Source organism: Methylobacterium brachythecii (assembly GCF_014196345.1).
Lineage (GTDB): Bacteria > Pseudomonadota > Alphaproteobacteria > Rhizobiales > Beijerinckiaceae > Methylobacterium > Methylobacterium brachythecii.
Genome location: NZ_JACIDN010000001.1, coordinates 268,524 through 284,781, shown reverse-complemented (window position 1 = coordinate 284,781; position 16,258 = coordinate 268,524). Strand labels below are relative to the sequence as shown.

21 protein-coding genes and 1 pseudogene are annotated in these 16,258 nt (G+C 67.5%); 16 read left to right on the top strand and 6 right to left on the bottom strand.

The window, feature by feature from the left end:
- Window positions 1-153: 153 nt before the first annotated feature.
- A complete protein-coding gene (locus GGR33_RS01410) occupies window positions 154-1,335 on the bottom strand; it encodes an acetyl-CoA C-acetyltransferase (RefSeq protein ID WP_183501590.1) in 1,182 nt (393 codons plus the stop codon).
- Window positions 1,336-1,635: 300 nt separating this feature from the next.
- Here GGR33_RS01410 and phaR point away from each other — a divergent pair, with 300 nt between their 5' ends.
- On the top strand, window positions 1,636-2,241 hold the full coding sequence (gene phaR, locus GGR33_RS01405) for a polyhydroxyalkanoate synthesis repressor PhaR (RefSeq protein WP_183502121.1): 606 nt from the start codon (window positions 1,636-1,638) through the stop codon (window positions 2,239-2,241).
- A 78-nt stretch (window positions 2,242-2,319) separates the two neighbouring features.
- Window positions 2,320-2,598: a hypothetical protein gene (locus tag GGR33_RS01400; protein ID WP_246412706.1), complete on the top strand. Its 279-nt coding sequence runs from the start codon at window positions 2,320-2,322 to the stop codon at window positions 2,596-2,598.
- Window positions 2,599-2,623: 25 nt separating this feature from the next.
- Here GGR33_RS01400 and rpmF read toward each other — a convergent pair whose 3' ends face one another.
- Together rpmF and GGR33_RS01390 are read right to left on the bottom strand one after the other, a co-directional pair.
- Window positions 2,624-2,812, bottom strand: a complete 189-nt coding sequence (gene rpmF / locus GGR33_RS01395) for a 50S ribosomal protein L32 (protein ID WP_003601373.1) — start codon at window positions 2,810-2,812, stop codon at window positions 2,624-2,626.
- Between the two features lie 97 nt (window positions 2,813-2,909).
- Window positions 2,910-3,428, bottom strand: a complete 519-nt coding sequence (locus tag GGR33_RS01390; RefSeq protein ID WP_284212012.1) for a DoxX family protein — start codon at window positions 3,426-3,428, stop codon at window positions 2,910-2,912.
- A 184-nt stretch (window positions 3,429-3,612) separates the two neighbouring features.
- Between GGR33_RS01390 and GGR33_RS01385 the strand changes: the two genes are divergently transcribed.
- The 10 genes from GGR33_RS01385 to GGR33_RS01340 all read left to right on the top strand — a co-directional run bounded on the left by GGR33_RS01385 (window position 3,613) and on the right by GGR33_RS01340 (window position 11,219).
- Window positions 3,613-3,960: a ComEA family DNA-binding protein gene (locus GGR33_RS01385; RefSeq protein ID WP_183501587.1), complete on the top strand. Its 348-nt coding sequence runs from the start codon at window positions 3,613-3,615 to the stop codon at window positions 3,958-3,960.
- A gap of 162 nt (window positions 3,961-4,122) precedes the next feature.
- The gene (locus GGR33_RS01380) at window positions 4,123-4,749 is read left to right on the top strand and encodes a ribonuclease D (RefSeq protein WP_183501586.1); all 627 of its coding nucleotides are present in this window, start codon (window positions 4,123-4,125) and stop codon (window positions 4,747-4,749) included.
- A gap of 190 nt (window positions 4,750-4,939) precedes the next feature.
- On the top strand, window positions 4,940-5,686 hold the full coding sequence (locus GGR33_RS01375) for a lipopolysaccharide-assembly, LptC-related protein (RefSeq protein ID WP_183501585.1): 747 nt from the start codon (window positions 4,940-4,942) through the stop codon (window positions 5,684-5,686).
- Complete coding sequence (locus GGR33_RS01370; RefSeq protein WP_183501584.1) at window positions 5,683-6,405, top strand: LptA/OstA family protein; 723 nt, start codon at window positions 5,683-5,685, stop codon at window positions 6,403-6,405. The genes GGR33_RS01375 and GGR33_RS01370 overlap by 4 nt, the downstream gene beginning before the upstream one ends.
- Window positions 6,406-6,425: 20 nt before the next feature.
- The gene (lptB, locus tag GGR33_RS01365) at window positions 6,426-7,301 is read left to right on the top strand and encodes an LPS export ABC transporter ATP-binding protein (protein WP_183502119.1); all 876 of its coding nucleotides are present in this window, start codon (window positions 6,426-6,428) and stop codon (window positions 7,299-7,301) included.
- 7 nt (window positions 7,302-7,308) lie between these two features.
- The gene (locus GGR33_RS01360; RefSeq protein WP_183501583.1) at window positions 7,309-7,665 is read left to right on the top strand and encodes an ATP--guanido phosphotransferase; all 357 of its coding nucleotides are present in this window, start codon (window positions 7,309-7,311) and stop codon (window positions 7,663-7,665) included.
- Between the two features lie 335 nt (window positions 7,666-8,000).
- Window positions 8,001-9,548: an RNA polymerase factor sigma-54 gene (gene rpoN, locus GGR33_RS01355; protein ID WP_183501582.1), complete on the top strand. Its 1,548-nt coding sequence runs from the start codon at window positions 8,001-8,003 to the stop codon at window positions 9,546-9,548.
- Between the two features lie 89 nt (window positions 9,549-9,637).
- Window positions 9,638-10,246: a ribosome hibernation-promoting factor, HPF/YfiA family gene (gene hpf, locus GGR33_RS01350; RefSeq protein ID WP_183501581.1), complete on the top strand. Its 609-nt coding sequence runs from the start codon at window positions 9,638-9,640 to the stop codon at window positions 10,244-10,246.
- A gap of 140 nt (window positions 10,247-10,386) precedes the next feature.
- The gene (ptsN, locus tag GGR33_RS01345) at window positions 10,387-10,854 is read left to right on the top strand and encodes a PTS IIA-like nitrogen regulatory protein PtsN (RefSeq protein WP_183501580.1); all 468 of its coding nucleotides are present in this window, start codon (window positions 10,387-10,389) and stop codon (window positions 10,852-10,854) included.
- A gap of 71 nt (window positions 10,855-10,925) precedes the next feature.
- Entirely contained in the window at window positions 10,926-11,219 is a 294-nt protein-coding gene (locus GGR33_RS01340) for a hypothetical protein (RefSeq protein ID WP_183502117.1), read from the top strand.
- A gap of 42 nt (window positions 11,220-11,261) precedes the next feature.
- Here the strand turns inward: GGR33_RS01340 and GGR33_RS01335 are convergent, their stop codons facing one another.
- The 3 genes from GGR33_RS01335 to ftsE form a co-directional block, all read right to left on the bottom strand.
- On the bottom strand, window positions 11,262-12,116 hold the full coding sequence (locus GGR33_RS01335) for a YdcF family protein (protein WP_425488724.1): 855 nt from the start codon (window positions 12,114-12,116) through the stop codon (window positions 11,262-11,264).
- A 157-nt stretch (window positions 12,117-12,273) separates the two neighbouring features.
- Window positions 12,274-13,245, bottom strand: coding sequence for a cell division protein FtsX (locus GGR33_RS01330; RefSeq protein WP_183501579.1), 972 nt, complete (start codon window positions 13,243-13,245; stop codon window positions 12,274-12,276).
- The gene (gene ftsE / locus GGR33_RS01325; RefSeq protein WP_233382934.1) at window positions 13,245-13,880 is read right to left on the bottom strand and encodes a cell division ATP-binding protein FtsE; all 636 of its coding nucleotides are present in this window, start codon (window positions 13,878-13,880) and stop codon (window positions 13,245-13,247) included. The genes GGR33_RS01330 and ftsE overlap by 1 nt, the downstream gene beginning before the upstream one ends.
- A gap of 245 nt (window positions 13,881-14,125) precedes the next feature.
- On the opposite strand from ftsE, the gene GGR33_RS01320 reads away from it, so the two are divergent.
- The 4 genes and pseudogenes from GGR33_RS01320 (at window position 14,126) to GGR33_RS01305 (ending at window position 16,258) form a co-directional block, all read left to right on the top strand.
- Window positions 14,126-14,884, top strand: a complete 759-nt coding sequence (locus tag GGR33_RS01320; RefSeq protein WP_183501577.1) for a zinc-ribbon domain-containing protein — start codon at window positions 14,126-14,128, stop codon at window positions 14,882-14,884.
- Window positions 14,885-14,953: 69 nt separating this feature from the next.
- Complete coding sequence (gene hpt, locus GGR33_RS01315) at window positions 14,954-15,523, top strand: hypoxanthine phosphoribosyltransferase (RefSeq protein ID WP_183501576.1); 570 nt, start codon at window positions 14,954-14,956, stop codon at window positions 15,521-15,523.
- A gap of 38 nt (window positions 15,524-15,561) precedes the next feature.
- Window positions 15,562-15,726: pseudogene (locus GGR33_RS01310) on the top strand (hypoxanthine phosphoribosyltransferase); the annotation flags it as partial.
- A gap of 166 nt (window positions 15,727-15,892) precedes the next feature.
- Window positions 15,893-16,258, top strand: coding sequence for a response regulator (locus GGR33_RS01305; protein ID WP_183501575.1), 366 nt, complete (start codon window positions 15,893-15,895; stop codon window positions 16,256-16,258).

Here is a 16,258-nt window from a genome sequence, read left to right as displayed (position 1 = left end):
GCCCGCTGCGCCACGTGCGCCAAGAGCTGCCGATCTCTTGCCCGGGACCACTGCCGTTGGCACGGCATTTAAATTTCAGCGGGCCTCAAAGCGTTTTGCATCAATTTTTCTTTGATGCGTGGAGGAGGCCGAAGCCTCCTCCTGCGAGCCGGCTCAGGGCCGCTCGACGCACATCGCGACGCCCATGCCGCCGCCGATGCAGAGCGTGGCGAGGCCCTTCTTGGCGTCGCGGCGCTTGAGCTCGTGCAGCAGGGTGATGAGCACGCGGGCGCCGGAGGCACCGATCGGGTGGCCGATGGCGATGGCGCCGCCATTGACGTTCACCTTATTGGTGTCCCAGCCCATGTCCTTGTTCACGGCGAGCGCCTGCGCGGCGAAGGCCTCGTTCGCCTCGATCAGGTCGAGGTCGGACGGCTTCCAGCCAGCCTTCTCGAGGGCCTTGCGAGAGGCCGGGATCGGACCCGTGCCCATGATCTTCGGGTCGACGCCGGCGGTGGCCCAGGACACGATCTTGGCGAGCGGAGTGAGGCCGCGCTTTTCGGCCTCGGAGGCCGACATCAGCACCAGCGCCGCGGCGCCGTCATTGAGGCCGGAGGCGTTGGCGGCGGTCACGGTGCCTTCCTTCGAGAAGGCCGGCTTGAGCTTGGCCATCGCTTCGATGGTGGCGCCGTCACGGATGTACTCGTCGTCCTCGACGATGGTGTCACCCTTGCGGCCCTTCACGGTGACCGGGACGATCTCCTCCTTGAAGCGGCCCTCCTTGCGGGCGGCCTCGGCCTTGTTCTGCGAGGCGGTGGCGAACTTGTCCTGGTCCTCGCGGGTGAGCTGGAAGGCCTGAGCGACGTTCTCGGCGGTCTGGCCCATGTGGTAGCCGTTGAAGGCATCCCACAGGCCGTCCTTGATCATGGTGTCGACGAGCTTGAGGTCGCCCATCTTCTGGCCGCCGCGCAGATACTGCGCATGCGGGGAGAGCGACATGGATTCCTGGCCACCCGCGACGATGATCTTGGCATCGCCGCTGGCGATCTGCTGCATGCCGACTGCGACGGTGCGCAGGCCCGAGCCACAGACCTGATTGAGGCCCCAGGCCGTCGCCTTCTCCGGGATACCGGCGGCCATGGCGGCCTGGCGAGCCGGGTTCTGGCCGGCGGCGGCGGTGAGGACCTGGCCGAAGATCACCTCGTCGACCTCGTCGGGCGAGACCTTGGCGCGCTCGAGCGCGGCCTTGATCGCGATCGCACCGAGCTCGTGGGCCGGCATCGAGCCGAACGCACCCGCGAACGAACCCACCGGGGTCCGGGCCGCTCCGACGATGACGATATCTTCGCTTGCCATCTCGATTGTCTCCTCATCGCGGCGCGTCTTGCTTCGAGTATCGAGGCGCCTGCCAATCCCTGAGGAAAAAGGGCTTCGTCTCTACGATGTCAAGGAGACTTGCGGGCAGAAGCGGCAGTCGAATTGAATACAATTCGAACTCAGCGATATTGTGCGGGAGAGTCGGCGAGTTTGCTGTTTTCGCCGCCCCGAGAGTGCCTTAAGGTTCCGCATTGCGGGAAAGCCGGTGCAGGCCCGCCAATTTTTTGAGGCAACGGGTCGATGCGCGCCATGGCGAACGGAGCGGGGAGTGCCGCGGGGATGGCGGAGAGCGGCAAGTCTCACCAGACCGTCATCAAGAAATACGCCAATCGCCGGCTCTATCACACCGGCACCTCGACCTATGTCACCCTCGAAGATCTCGCGGGCATGGTGCAGAGCGGCGAGAACTTCGTCGTTTACGACGCGCGCTCCGGCGACGACATCACCCGCTCGGTGCTGACGCAGATCATCTTCGAGCAGGAGAACAAGGCCGGCGAGGACAATCTGCTGCCGGTGGAATTCCTGCGCCAGCTGATCCGCTTCTATGGCGACAGCATGCGGATCATGGTGCCGAGCTTCCTCGAATTCTCCATGACGAATTTCGCCAAGGACCAGGACGGCTTGCGGGAGAAGTTCGCGCAGAGCTTCCAGAGCTTCGGGCCTGGCGCCTTCCAGCAGGCCCTGCAGGAGCAGGTGCGCACCAATATGAGCTTCTTCGGCGATGCCATGAAGATGTTCACCGGCAGCTTCGCCGCCACCGGCGCGAAGCCCGACGCCACCGCAGCGCAGGCCGCCGCGGCCAGCCCGGCCGCTTCGGATTTCGACGATCTGAAGCGTCAGATGCTCGAGATGCAGGCTAGGCTTGACGCTCTCGCCAAGAAGTAGGCGGGCGGGCCGGTAACCTTTTCGCAAGGATACCTAAAGAATCCTTGCGGCTGGCCTCGACCTTGCGCAGTTGTCTCTATGCAGCGCGCAGAGGCGACGGCCATGGGCCAGGGTGGGACGGAAGAGCAGAGAGCAGCGGACACTCAGTGCCGCGCGCTCGTCGTCGTCCATTCGCAGGACGGCACGGATGAGCCCGCTCGACGCTTCGCAGCGGGCAGGCCGATGGCGGGCTTCCTGGCACAGCTGATCGTCGATACGGATCCGGCGCTGCGTGTGGCGCGCTCGGAACGGACGCGGGCGGCAGCGGAGCTCTATGCGCGGGCGGCCGGCGCCTTCGGCGGGAAGCGGTGCGCGTAACGCACCGGCTTCCAATCGAGCCTGATCAGGCCTCGGCCGACTTCACCTTGAGAACCTGGCGACCGCGATACATGCCGGTCTTCAGGTCAATGTGGTGCGGACGGCGCAGCTCGCCCGAATCCTTGTCCTCGACATAGGTCGGCGCCTTGAGGGCGTCGGCCGAGCGGCGCATGCCGCGCCGGGAGGGGGAGGTTTTACGCTTCGGAACGGCCATCGGGTTTTCTCAAGGCAAAAAGCGGCGCCTTGGCGATCCACCTTCGTCGAGGCGGAAAGCCGGCACCGCGAATGGAATTCGGGGTTCGAGGCGCGGCTTATACCCGCGCAGGCTCCGACTGGCTAGATGGGTCCGCGTGAAGATGCGCGGCCGAATCCGCAGCCGTCTTGGAGCCGGCCATGCGCTGCAACAGGTAGTCGAGCGAGACCGGGCCGGGGCCTGCGACGCCGAGCCAACCGAATAGGGCCATGTAGGAAACTTCCTCGAAGCCGAGCAACGTCTCGAGAGAATCAATCTGGTCGAGCTTGGCCGAGACGACGGCCACGATCATCACGATAACGAGGGTTGGCCCCGCGATCCGGGTGAAGAGGCCGAGCAACAGCAACAGGCCACCGACGAATTCTACGCCCGAGACGAACGGCGTCATGATCTCCGGAAACGGGATGCCCCAATCCGAGAAGTTCTGAATCATCTGCGGCAGGTTGTGGAGCTTCGTCCAACCGCTCCAGAGGAAAACCCAGCCAACGACGAGACGCGCCGCGAGCGGTCCGAGGAAAACCAGCGGGCGGGACAGGCGCTCCGGGCCGTCGATGAAGGTACGGACGATCGCGTTCACGGGGCTCTCCAGCAGGCTCGGGGCGAGCCGGGGCGGCTCCTTGCAACCCATACGGAGCGGCCGGGCATTCGGTTACATCGCGGCGACGGCGACTGGGCGTTTCGTTCAAACGCGGTTCAAGCACAGCCGCCTAAATCGGCATGGTTCGGCGCGGCGTCCCTATGCCCGCCGTCGGGAGACCATCATGATTTCGTCTGCCATCCGCTCGCTGGCCGTCCTGGCCTGCCTCGCCGCCACGCCCGTCCTCGCCCAGTCCGCCGCCCCTGCCACGCCTCCGGCGAAGGCTCCGCCTTCGGCGATGATGAAGGCTGCGCCCGCCGCCCCGGCCGCCGACGCAAAGGCTCCGCTGCTCGACCTGAACAGCGCCACCGCCGAAGAGCTGAGCAAGCTCAAGGGCATCGGCGACGTCCGCTCGGCCGCGATCGTCAAGGGCCGCCCCTACAAGGGCAAGGACGAGCTGGTGCAGAAGAAGATCATCCCCGAGGGCGTCTATGCGGGGATCAAGGATCAGATCATCGCCAAGCAGAAGTAGTCTGCGATCATCCTCTTTCCGCGCGGGGCACGAAATCCCCGCGCGGGCGTCTGCTACACGAAATCCCCGCGCGGGCGTCTGCTACAAGACTTGTCCGGTCGCTCCCCTGGGTGATAGGCGCTCGGGATGCGCATGCCGCGCGCCAGCGACCGTCGATCGATCATGCCTGCCCAGCCGACCATCCGACTGCATCGCGGCGACCTGCCCGCCGATTTCGATCCCGGCCCCGCCATCGCCATCGACACCGAGACGCTCGGCCTCAACCCGCATCGCGACCGGCTCTGCGTCGTGCAGATCTCGCGCGGCGACGGCAATGCCGAGGTCGTGCAGATCGTGCCCGGCGGCCCCGAGCCGGTCCATCTCAAACGCGTCCTCGCCGACCCTGCCGTCCAGACGATCTTCCACTTCGCGCGGTTCGATCTCGCGGTGCTCTACCGGGCGCTGGGCGTGATGCCGGGTCCGGTCTACTGCACCAAGATCGCCTCCAAGCTGGCGCGCACCTATACCGACCGGCACGGCCTCAAGGACGTGGTCCGCGAGATGGTCGGCGTCGAGCTGTCCAAGCAGCAGCAATCCTCGGATTGGGGCGCCGAGACACTGAGCCAGGCCCAGCTCGATTACGCGGCCTCCGACGTTCTCTATCTCCACGCCGCGCGCGACCGGCTGAACACGATGCTCGCCCGCGAGGGCCGCACCGATCTCGCCCAGGCCTGCTTCGATTTCCTGCCGACCCGCGCCCGGCTCGACCTCGCCGGCTGGGCCGAGGCCGACATCTTCGCGCATACCTAGCCGCTGCACGTCGGCGTCACGAAACACACAGTGACGCGCGGATGTGCTTCCGCGCACTTTGCCGACATTGATTATGGCCCATCGCGAAGGCCATAACTTCGCCACCGCCCGTCGGCATTGCCCTGATCGTGCCCCGACCCGTCGGTGTGGGAGAGGACGCACCCCCCGGACGGAGCCTCTCAGGAAGCCGATGCAGGTGGCCGACACCATCGAGATGCACGCGGGCGCGGCAAACGAGAATGCCCGTCGCACGCAGGCGCATGGCCGCGCCGTGCGTCATTCGGCACGCGTCCGGGTGTTGCGCCGGGTCATCCCGGTTATGGCGGGCGTCGCCATCTTCGCCATCGCGGCGGTGGTCTGGAACCCGTTCGCGGGCAGCATCCCCAACGTCAGCGTCGGCCCGATCAGCGTGCAGGGCACCAAGGTGACGATGGAGAACCCGAAGCTATCCGGCTTCAAGAAGGGCGAGCGCGGCTACGAGGTAACGGCCGATTCCGCGCTCCAGGACGTGCGGAAGCCCTCGCTGATCGAGCTCCAGGCCATGAAGGGCCACATCGCCACCGACGACAAGGGCGGCCTCGCTTATCTCGAGGCGAAGGGCGGGCTGTTCGATTCGAGCAAGGAATCCCTGACGCTGCACGAGAACATCCGCCTCTGGACCGACAAGGGCGAGGAGGCCCGGCTCAAATCCGCCTCCGTCGACTTCAAGGCCGGCTCGGTGAAGTCTTCCGAAACCGTGACCGTCTCGGTGCCGAGCGGCTCCGTCACCGCCGACAGCCTCGACGTGGTCGAGAGCGGCAAGGTGATCTCCTTCATCGGCAACGTCCACGCCGAGTTCCAGGGCGGCAAGAAGCCGGCCGCCGAGGACGGTGATGCCGCGGAGCGCGTGCGCACCTCCTCCGCGGAAGGGCCGAAGGACTCGGAGGCCGTGCGATGAGCCTGCGCGTGATCTCTCTCGCTCTGGCCTTTGGCCTCGCGCTCAGTCCGCTGGCGGGGCCGGCCCTGGCAAAGGACAAGGCCGATTCGGCGCTCGGTGCTCTGGGCGGCAGCGGCAAGGAGCCGATCAAGATCGACGCCGACCGGCTCGACGTGTTCGACAAGGAAAACAAAGCGATCTTCGCCGGCAACGTCATCGCCGTGCAGGGCGATGCCACCATTCGCTGCTCGGCGCTCACGGTGTTCTACAAACGCGGCAAGAACGACGCGAAGGGCGGCGAAGACTCGGCCGGCAAGAGTCAGGCCGAGATGGCCGAGAACGGCATCCGCAAGGTCGACTGCGCCGGTCCCGTCACTGTCGTGCAAAAGGATCAGGTCGCCACCGGCGACAACGCCACCTTCGATCAGGTGGCCCGGCGCATCGTGCTGACCGGCAACGTCGTGCTCAGCCAGTGCCGCAACGTCACCCGCGGCTCGCGCCTCGTCTACGACATGGATTCGGGCCGCGCGAACATGGACCCGGGCAGCAACGGCCGCGTCTCCGCGATGTTCGTGCCGGGCGAGAAGCCCGATGCCAACGGTGGCGGGAAGAGTTCCAAGGGCTGCCAGCAGCCCCCCGCGACCGCCGGCAAGCCAAAGCCGGCCGAGGCCGCGGCGCCCGCGCCGGAGCGGCCGGCAGGCGACAAATCCGGGCCGAAATCGCGGGCGCAGGCGAACTGAGCGTGACGGGCCTGTCGACCATTCCGGCCGTGCTGCCTCTGCGCGCCGGCGAAGGTGCCCTTCCGAAGGCGAGCTCCTTCGTCCGGCGTCTGCTCGGACGCGGGCAGGATCGGGCCATCAGCGCGCCGCCCGAGGCGGAGACGCGGCAGGGCGATCACGACGGGATCGGCGGTCCCGGCATTCTGCACGTCACCGGCCTGCGCAAGAGCTACGGCGCACGCACGGTGGTGCATGAAGCCGGGCTCACGGTGCGCAACGGCGAGGCCGTTGGGCTGCTCGGCCCCAACGGCGCCGGCAAGACCACGATCTTCTACATGATCACCGGGCTGGTGGTGGCCGATCGCGGCCATATCAGCCTCGACGGCATGGAGATCACCCACCTGCCGATGTACCAGCGCGCCCGGCTCGGCATCGGCTACCTGCCGCAGGAAGCCTCGATCTTCCGCGGCCTGACGGTCGAGGACAACATCCGCGCCGTGCTGGAGGTGGCCGAGCCCGACCGCAAGGAGCGCGCCCGCAAGCTCGACTCGCTGCTGGAAGAGTTCGACATCGCGCGCCTGCGCAAGTCGCCCTCGATCGCACTGTCCGGCGGTGAGCGGCGGCGCTGCGAGATCGCCCGGGCCCTGGCCTCATCCCCGAGCTTCATCCTGCTCGACGAGCCGTTTGCCGGCATCGACCCGATCGCGGTGGGCGATATCCAGGATCTCGTCGGTCATCTCAAGCGCCGCGGCATCGGCGTGCTGATCACCGACCACAACGTGCGCGAGACGCTGGGCCTGATCGACCGCGCCTACATCGCCCATTCCGGCCGCATCCTCACCGAGGGGACGCCGGAGCAGATCGTCGCGAATCCGGAGGCGCGCCGCCTCTATCTCGGCGAAGATTTCCGCCTGTAGTCACGACATGAAGGCGTTCTGGAACGATTGCGGCAACGCGCTGCCCGCGGATCGGGCCAGGACGATCGCTCTCGATGAGGCCTGCCGGCTCTGGTCGGACGGGCGCGGCGTGGAGGGCAACTTCCTCGGCCTGATCGACGACCGCGACCGGACGGTGCAGTTCTATTTCGAGGCCGGCATTCCCGACGAGGTCGAGGATGCGCGCCACCTGCGGATCGTCCTGATGGATTTTCCGGATGTGGAGCGGAAGGGCTCCCACACCAGGCTCGTGACGATCGGTGAAGTCCACGGATTGATCGAGACTGCGTTCCGGTTCGGCGCGGACCCTCGTCACTTCGGCGAACTGAGCTTCACGCCCTGGTAGCCCGCGGTCGATGACCGCCAGTCACGTCGATCGCGGTAAGGCTCGCTGAACCACGCGAGCCGAAACCCGCGCAAATGGCCGGACGGCGCGATCCCGAAAACCCTTTCTTGAGAGCCAGCGGTCGAGGCTGACGCGCGGTCGCAGGGTCTGGCTCTGTGGCTGCTTTACCGCCGCGCGCGGCATTCGGGCATTCGGCCGCGATCACGCTTTGACGCGCGATGCAGTTGGGTCTAAGCCTTGAAGAGCTGGATGAAGCAAGAATTGTGCCGATGGGAGACTCAGCCTCGTGACCGGCTGAACCTCGATCGCTCGCCAACGGAGAATCGGGCTTCCCGATGAGTCTGCTGCAACGGCTCGAGATGCGCCAGGGCCAAGCCCTGGTAATGACGCCTCAGCTCCTGCAGGCAATCAAGCTCCTGCAGCTCTCGCATCTCGATCTCGCCGCCTACGTCGATGCCGAGCTGGAGCGCAATCCGCTGCTGGAGCGGATCGAGGGCGATCCCGTCGGAGAGGGTACCGATCGCGGCGAAGCGGAGCCCGAGCGGTTCGAGGCAACCGAGCGCGGCGAGGCGGATTCCTGGCTAAACGGCGACACGGCGCCGGATCAGGCCAGCATGGAAGGCGCCCTCGACACGCGCCTCGACAACGTCTTCGCCGACGAGACCCCGATGCCGCGCGAGCAGGGCGGAGGCGACACGCTCTCGCTGACACCGGCTCCCTATGGCAGCACCGGTGGTAGCTTCGACGGCGAACTCCCCGATTTCGAGGCGAGCCTCACCGCCGAAATCTCCCTGCGCGAGCACCTCGTCGCCCAGCTCGACCTCGCCACCCGCGACCCGCAGGACCGGCTGATCGGCGGCTTCCTGATCGATGCGGTCGACGAGGCCGGCTATTGCCGCGAATCGCTCGATCTCGTTGCCGACCGCCTCGGTGCGAGCCTCGACCAGGTCGCGCGGATGCTGAAGCTCGTTCAGACCTTCGATCCGCCGGGCGTCGCCGCCCGTGACCTCGCCGAATGCCTGGCCATCCAGCTCCGCGAGCAGGACCGGTTCGATCCGGCGATGCAGGCGCTGGTTTCGCGGCTCGATCTCGTTGCCAAGCGTGATTTCCCGGCGCTCCGCCGGCTCTGTGGCGTCGACGACGAGGATCTCGTCGAGATGCTGGCCGAGATCCGCCGGCTCGATCCGAAGCCGGGCCGGGCTTTCGGCACGAGCGCGGTCGAGGTGCTGGTTCCGGACGTGTTCGTGCGCGCCGCGCCAGACGGGTCCTGGCTGATCGAGCTGAACTCCGAGGCGCTGCCGCGGGTCCTGGTCAACCAGACCTATTACGCCCGCGTCTCGAAGGGCGCGGTGGCCGACGGCGACAAGACCTTCCTCTCGGAATGCCTGCAGAACGCCAATTGGCTGACCCGCTCCCTGGAGCAGCGCGCGCGCACCATCCTCAAGGTCGCCACGGAGATCGTGCGCCAGCAGGACGGCTTCTTCGTCCACGGTGTCACGCATCTGCGCCCGTTGAACCTCAAGACGGTGGCCGAAGCGATCGGCATGCACGAGTCGACGGTCTCGCGAGTGACGTCCAACAAGTCGATCGGCACCAGCCGCGGCACGCTGGAGATGAAATACTTCTTCACCGCCGCGATCCCCGGCGCGGCGGGCGCGGCCGCGCATTCCTCCGAGGCCGTCCGCTACCGGATCAAACAGCTCGTCGATGCCGAGGCGAACGACGTCCTCTCGGACGATGCGCTGGTGCAGAGGCTGCACGACGAGGGGATCGAGATCGCCCGCCGTACGGTCGCCAAGTACAGGGAATCCTTGCGAATTCCATCGTCGATCGAACGCCGCCGCGAGCGCTCGGCCCAGGCCGGCGCGCAGCTGAGCGCCTGAGCCGGGTGCTCGGCCCCGCTGACCGGTCGCGTTGACTTCGCCTCCGACGCATCCTTAGTTTGATCGTCTTTGGTCAAACGGAGATGTCGATGGCAGGTCTGCGGGTTACGGGTCACGGCGTCGACCTCGGCGAGGCGCTGCGTAGCCGGGTCGACGATCGGATGGGGGCGACGCTCTCGAAATATCTCGACAGCCACATGAGCGGCTCCTGCACCGGCCATGTCACCCTCCGACGAGACGGCACCGCCTACCGCACCGACTGCGTCGTTCATCTCGCCTCGGGACTGACGCTCGAAGCCTCGGGCTCGGCCCATGATCCGCATGCGAGCTTCGACCAGACCGCGGACAAGCTCGAGAAGCGCCTGCGCCGCTACAAGCACCGGCTCAAGGACCACGGCGCGGCGAGCCACAATGGTGGCCGCAGCCCGGCCGACATCGAGGCGGCCTACGCGGTCCTGGCAGCCCCTCCGGACGACGATGAGGACGACTTCGACTCTGAGGAAGAGGCCCATCCGCCGGTCGTGGCCGAAAGCACCAAGACGCTGCGGCGGCAATCGGTGAGCGAGGCCGTGACCAGCCTCGATCTCACCGGCGCGCCGGTCGTCGTCTTCGTTCACGCTGGCACCGGCCGCATCAACGTCGTATATCGACGCAGCGATGGTGCGATCGGCTGGGTCGATCCGCCGGAGCGGGCCTGATCGGAGCCTCGCCTCCGATTTCGCTGGAACGCCGTCGCGAGGCGGTCGGTTGGAGATCGAGGATCGGCGCACGTGTGCCGGCCTCCCTACCCGTGACCGGGTTACCGGTCCCGGGTCTTGTCGATGGGCCGCGATCCTTCATGCCAGTTCTGGAATTCCTGAGTCCGGACTCGGTGATCCCGGGCCTGAGGGCGCGGGCCAAGAAGCAGATCCTGCTGGAGTTGGCCGCGCAGGCCGCCCGCCAGTTGCCGAGCCTCGACGAGCGCGAGGTCTTCGAAACGCTGCTGCAGCGCGAGCGGCTCGGTTCGACTGGAATCGGCGACGGCGTGGCAATCCCCCACGGCAAGCTCGCCCGTCTCGACCGGCTGTTCGGCATGGTCGCCCGCCTTGAGAAACCCACGGATTTCGAGGCGCTCGACGGCCAGCCCGTTGACGTTGTCTTCCTGCTGCTGGCGCCGGAGAATGCCGGGGCCGACCATCTCAAGGCCTTGGCGCAGGTAGCGCGCATCCTGCGCGAGCCGGGCCTACTGGAACGCATCCGCACCGCCCGCGACGCCAGCGCGCTTTATGCGCTGCTGACCAATCGACCCACGCCCCAAGCGGCGTGAGAGGCAAGGACGACGGCATCGTGGCAGAACGAAACAGGCACGGGATCGCGCGGATCGCGGTGATCGGTCTGATGACGATGGCCGCGGTTTCCGCCGCGCGCGCCGAAGGCGACGCGGCCTGTGCCCGCGACGTGCTCGTGGCGAATTCCATGCAGCGCCAGGCCGGCGAGCAGCTCGAGAGCGCCGGGGACGATCAGGCCAGCCAGTGCCGCGTCTGGCGCCGCCATATCGACACGATGCGCCGCATCGCCGGCGTCTACGGCCGTTGCCTGTCGGGGCCGGATCGCAAGGAAAAGCTGGCGCAGACCCAGGGTCAGGAAATCGAGTTCAGCGGCCTCGTCCGCAACCAGTGCAAGGGGCTCTGAGATCGCGCATCGTGTCCTCGCCCGAGGAGCGAGGGCCTGCGATCAGTTCGCCGCGTGCAGGTGGGGCTCGGCCACCATCCTCATCGGGGTCTTCGACGGCTTGCCGCGCCCGATCAGCACCGCGAAATGCGATTGCTCCGGATCGGCCTCGAGCCGGGTGCGCAGCCAGGCGGCGAGAAACTTGACGTATTCGGCACCGACGAGCCGAGCCACGGCCGGGTCCTGCCACCAGCGGCCGATGTCGAGACCGTCCGCGACCACCGGATAGGGCACCACCGACTGGCCGTCGGTGAGCGCGTGTTCGATTTCGACCAGCGTGCGCGGCATGTGGTAGTTCGAGGTCACCACCGCGATGGTCTCGAAATGATTGCGTCGCATCCAGCGCCGGGTCTCGATGGCGTTGCCGATGGTGTTACGCGCCCGGTAGTCGAGATCGACGCAGCACTCGATCCAGCGGCTCTGGCTCGGGTTCAGCCGGGCGATCTCGTCGCGGCTGGTGCGCTCGTTGACCCCGGAAATGAGAAGGCGCTGCCCGTAGCCGCTGGCCAGCAGCTCGATCGCATCGCCGACGCGCTGGGCGCCCCCGGTCAGGGCGACGATGCCGTCGGCCCGGCCGCCCGGACGCCGCTCCATGCGCTCGATCGTCGCCACGAAGAACAGGAAGCCGGCAAACAGCGCGAATGCACCGATAACGGCCGTGCCCGCGAGGACCCGCTTGACCAGACGCAGCAGAGGGCGAGGGGCGGAAGAAGCCGGCATGGCTCGTTTGCCGTCATCCGCCCGGGACTGACGATCCTGCACACCGTCATTCTGCCATACCCAGCCGACGGCCTCCAAGGCCGTCACCGGTGTGACGATGGCGAAGTCGCGCGTCCGTGTGAGCGTACGCAGGGTCATCCTCCCGAGCGTAGCCGCGATTGCGGCCGTGGAGAGGCGAAATTTTCCTCCCGCACGGGTTTACGAATGGTTAACGCGATCTGCGCGCATCGTCGCAAGTCCAGATGTGGATTCAGGAAATCGGATTTCTGCACCGAACCGGCCGCCAGCGCGGGCATCAGGCGAGGAAGCGGCGCACCGTGATCCGAGACACCACGGCCGTCACCACGGAGGCGATCACGCCGATGACGATGATGAGTGCGTAGCCGCGCCAGCCGACCTGGAAACTGCCGAACAGGGCCTCGATCTCGTCACCGGCCGGGCCCGAGCGCGAGAGGCGGGCGAGCACGCCCGCGAAAGCAAAGGCGAGAAGGGCCGCGCCGGCCCCAATGGCTCCTCCGCGCAACCCGAGCCGGAAGAAGCGGCTCTGGAAAGCGCGGGCGATGTAGTCGTCGTTGGCACCGACGAAGTGCAGCACCTCCACGACTTCCTTGTTTCCGGCCATGGCGCCGCGGGTGGCGAAGACGACGGCAAGGCCCGTCGCCGCCAACACCAGGGCGACGATGCCGGCGCCGATGCCGACGAAGGTGTTGGCCATGGTCGAGAGGCGCTGCAGCCAGAGCGCATGGTCGTCGAGGCTGGCGACGCCCGGCAGCGCCTCGCTCAGCTGCTCGCGCAGGGCCTTGAGGTCGGGCGCCGGGCTGGAGGCGAGCTTGACGGTGATGAGACGCGGAACCGGAAGGTCCGACAGGTCGAGGCCGCTGCCGAGCCAGGGTTCGAGCAGGCTCTCGGACTCGGCCTTCGAGAAGATGCGCGTCTCGGCGATGCCCGGAACGGCCTTGGTGATCTCCTGTGCGCGCGTCACGTCCGCATCGATGTTGCGGCCGGGACCGGGCCTGACCTGGACGGTGACCTCCTGCGCCACCGCCCCCTGCCACTGCCCGGCACTCGTCGCGACGATCTCGGCGGCGCCGGCGCAGAGGGCGGCGAGGAAGGTGAGGATCGCGATCACCGCGGCGAGCGCCCGGCTCGCGGCAGTGTCGGTCGGTACCAGCGGCGCGTTCCGGCGGAGCGTCGCCGGCAGCGGCGGCTCGGCGGCCGCCTGAGGCGGTGAGGCGGCAGGGCGCCGCGGCGCGCTCGTCTCGGCCATCACTCTTCGATCCGCAGCCGGCCGTCCCCGAGCACCAGCCGGCGCGCGTCGATCAGGTCCATCAGGCCGAAATCGTGGGTGGCGATCAACACGGAGGTGCCGAGCTTGTTCAACTCCATGAACAGCCGGAGCAGGCGCCGCGCCAGGCTCGGATCGACATTGCCGGTAGGCTCGTCGGCGAGCAGCAGCTCGGGCCGGGCGATCAGAGCCCGGGCGATCGCCGCGCGCTGCTTCTCGCCGCCCGAGAGAAGCGGCGGCAGCACGTGCATGCGCTCGCCGAGCCCGACCCAGCGCAGCAGCTCGACGACCTCCGCCCGGTAGTTCGTCTCGGAGCGGCCCTGAACGCGCAGGGGGAGCGCCACGTTCTCGTAGGTGGTGAGGTGGTCGAGCAGACGGAAATCCTGGAAGACCACGCCCATGCGCCGGCGCAGGCCCGTCAGCGCCTCGTTGGAGATGCCGCTCACCTCTTCGCCGAACACCGAGACCAGCCCCCGCGTCGGGCGCACCGAGAGCAGGATCAGCCGCAGCAGCGTGGTCTTGCCGGCGCCGGACGGGCCGGTCAGGAACTGGAACGAGCGTGGCGCGATCTCGAAGCTGACGTCGGACAGGACTTCTGGTCCCATCCCGTAGCGCATGCCGACATTCTCGAAGTGGACGGCTGGCGCCTCGCTCTCGGAGAGGAGGCTGCCCGTCCTCGATCTGCCGGTCACGTTCACTCCGCCTGCCAAGACTCGCTCCGTCGCGCGGGATTCGGGAGAGGATCGAAGCGGCCGGACCGGGGGGCCGTTTCACGGGCGGTTAACCCTGTTCGCGCAACACTCGTTTCGGTCCTTTTTCCGCGCGCGGCAACCCGCCGCCGAGGGTGCCAAATCGATTTGCGATGCTGATCTCCTGCCCGGCCTGCGCGAGCGAGTACGAGATCGAGGGCGTCCTCGTCGGCGCCGAGGGCCGCTCCGTACGCTGCGCGGCCTGCAGCGAAACCTGGTTCGTCGGCCCCGAGGCACCGGATTCGGGGGAGACCGACGAGATCGACGCCTGGGATACGGTCTCGTTCGATGACGAGCCGGCGGCCGGCGCAGAGCCTGCGCCCACCACCATCGACCAGCCGACACCGCCGCCGCGCACCGTCAAGCCTGAGGCAGCCAAGCGTTTTTCGATTCCGCGCCCATCGCCGGCCATCGCCGCCGGACTCGTCGTATTCGCGATCCTGCCGCTGGCCACCTTCGGGCGCGCTACGGTCGTGCGCGCTATGCCGCAGAGCGCGGGATTGTTTTCGGCCATCGGCCTGCCGGTGAACCTGCGCGGCGTCGACTTCCGCGAGGTCACGGCCTTTCGCAATCCGGCCGAGGGTACGAACCCGGTCCAGCTCGTGGTCGAAGGCAATCTCGTCGGGGTGGCCCGGGAGCGCGTCGCGCTGGCCCCCCTCGAGATCGAGCTGCGCGACGCGCGCGACCAATCGCTCTACCGCTGGATCGTGCCGCCCGCCCGCGCCGCCCTGGAACCGGGCGAGACGGCCCGCTTCCACGCCAGCCTCTCGGCGCCGCCCGCGCAGGGCAGCCAGATCTTGGTGCGCTTCGCCGATGCCGGCACGGCCGACGCGCCCGCTCCCGCGCAGGACGCGCAGCATGGGCATCACTGAGCCGGTGGCGCCCCCGCGCTCGCGTGTTATGAGGCGAAGCATGACCATGAGGCTTACTCGGAGGCCCGCATGACCTCTGCTTCTCGGCGCGTCCGCGTCCTATTCGACGAAGTCACCATCGCGCGGCGCAACGAAGAGTTGGCCGCGGAGATTCTGGCGGCCAAGCCGGAGAACCTGCTCGTCGTGGCGGTGCTCAAGGGCAGCTTCATGTTCGCCGCCGACCTGCTGCGCGCGCTGCACCGGGTCGGGCTGTCGCCTCAGGTGGAGTTCGTCCATCTGTCGAGCTACCGCGACGCGACGATTTCCTCCGGCAAGGTCGAGATCCTGCGCGACGTCCAGAGCGAGGTTCGCGGGCGCGACGTGCTGCTCGTCGACGACATCCTTGAATCGGGTCGCACGGTTGTGTTCGCCAAGGACCTGCTGATGGCCCGCGGCGCCAAAAGGGTGCTGACCACCGTCCTGCTCGAGAAGCCTGGCAAGCGGGCCGTGACGATCGACGCGGATTTCGTCGGCTTCACCTGCCCCGACGTGTTCGTGGTCGGCTACGGCATGGACGCGGCCCATGCCTTCCGCCAACTGCCCTTCGTCGGCCTGGTCGACTACGAAAGCAACGATCCGGATCTCTTCGGCGGCGCCTGAGCAGCCGCGTCCGGGCGTGGCGGCCACGAGGATTTGACGGAAAGTGTTCCGAGACGATCGACGCGGATTTCGTCGGCTTCACCTGCCCCGACGTGTTCGTGGTCGGCTACGGCATGGACGCGGCCCATGCCTTCCGCCAACTGCCCTTCGTCGGCCTGGTCGACTACGAAAGCAACGATCCGGATCTCTTCGGCGGCGCCTGAGCAGCCGCGTCCGGGCGTGGCGGCCACGAGGATTTGACGGAAAGTGTTCCGAAGAATGCGTAGGATTGCGGTTCAAGGAACTCTGTGGCCTCAAGAATCTTGACTGTCCGTCGCCACGCTTGCGAGGTCGGCCGGCAGATTTGAGAGCGAAGCCGAGGCAGCCAACATGGCGCGCATCCTCCTCGTGGATGACGAGGACACCATCCGCGGATTTCTGAAGCGCGGGCTCGAGCTCGACGGCCACGCCGTCGTGACGGCGATCGACGGCAGCGACGGGCTCGATCGCCTGACGGAAGCCTCGGGCGAGTTCGACCTGATGCTCACCGACATCCGCATGCCGCTGATGGACGGCATCGCTCTCGCGCTCGCGGCCAAGCGCGACTATCCGGACCTCACCATCCTTCTGATGACCGGCTTCGCCGACCAGCGCGAGCGCGCCCGCGGCCTCGATGCCATCGTGCTCGACGTGCTGACCAAGCCGTTCTCGCTGGCGGACCTCCGCTCGACGGTGAAGCGGGCACTGGCCGCCTGA

Excerpts from the sequence above, each read along its gene's own strand:
- hpt (WP_183501576.1), top strand. The coding sequence starts at position 14,954 with ATGACCTCTGCTTCTCGGCGCGTCCGCGTCCTATTCGACGAAGTCACC.
- GGR33_RS01360 (WP_183501583.1), top strand. The coding sequence starts at position 7,309 with ATGAAGGCGTTCTGGAACGATTGCGGCAACGCGCTGCCCGCGGATCGG.
- GGR33_RS01340 (WP_183502117.1), top strand. The coding sequence starts at position 10,926 with ATGACGATGGCCGCGGTTTCCGCCGCGCGCGCCGAAGGCGACGCGGCC.
- GGR33_RS01380 (WP_183501586.1), top strand. The coding sequence starts at position 4,123 with ATGCCTGCCCAGCCGACCATCCGACTGCATCGCGGCGACCTGCCCGCC.
- GGR33_RS01330 (WP_183501579.1), bottom strand. The coding sequence starts at position 13,245 with ATGGCCGAGACGAGCGCGCCGCGGCGCCCTGCCGCCTCACCGCCTCAG.
- GGR33_RS01400 (WP_246412706.1), top strand. The coding sequence starts at position 2,320 with ATGCAGCGCGCAGAGGCGACGGCCATGGGCCAGGGTGGGACGGAAGAG.
- rpoN (WP_183501582.1), top strand. The coding sequence starts at position 8,001 with ATGAGTCTGCTGCAACGGCTCGAGATGCGCCAGGGCCAAGCCCTGGTA.
- GGR33_RS01335 (WP_425488724.1), bottom strand. The coding sequence starts at position 12,116 with ATGACCCTGCGTACGCTCACACGGACGCGCGACTTCGCCATCGTCACA.
- ptsN (WP_183501580.1), top strand. The coding sequence starts at position 10,387 with ATGCCAGTTCTGGAATTCCTGAGTCCGGACTCGGTGATCCCGGGCCTG.
- GGR33_RS01385 (WP_183501587.1), top strand. The coding sequence starts at position 3,613 with ATGATTTCGTCTGCCATCCGCTCGCTGGCCGTCCTGGCCTGCCTCGCC.
- hpf (WP_183501581.1), top strand. The coding sequence starts at position 9,638 with ATGGCAGGTCTGCGGGTTACGGGTCACGGCGTCGACCTCGGCGAGGCG.
- GGR33_RS01320 (WP_183501577.1), top strand. The coding sequence starts at position 14,126 with ATGCTGATCTCCTGCCCGGCCTGCGCGAGCGAGTACGAGATCGAGGGC.
- GGR33_RS01410 (WP_183501590.1), bottom strand. The coding sequence starts at position 1,335 with ATGGCAAGCGAAGATATCGTCATCGTCGGAGCGGCCCGGACCCCGGTG.
- rpmF (WP_003601373.1), bottom strand. The coding sequence starts at position 2,812 with ATGGCCGTTCCGAAGCGTAAAACCTCCCCCTCCCGGCGCGGCATGCGC.
- GGR33_RS01305 (WP_183501575.1), top strand. The coding sequence starts at position 15,893 with ATGGCGCGCATCCTCCTCGTGGATGACGAGGACACCATCCGCGGATTT.
- GGR33_RS01370 (WP_183501584.1), top strand. The coding sequence starts at position 5,683 with ATGAGCCTGCGCGTGATCTCTCTCGCTCTGGCCTTTGGCCTCGCGCTC.
- ftsE (WP_233382934.1), bottom strand. The coding sequence starts at position 13,880 with ATGCGCTACGGGATGGGACCAGAAGTCCTGTCCGACGTCAGCTTCGAG.
- GGR33_RS01375 (WP_183501585.1), top strand. The coding sequence starts at position 4,940 with ATGCAGGTGGCCGACACCATCGAGATGCACGCGGGCGCGGCAAACGAG.
- phaR (WP_183502121.1), top strand. The coding sequence starts at position 1,636 with ATGGCGGAGAGCGGCAAGTCTCACCAGACCGTCATCAAGAAATACGCC.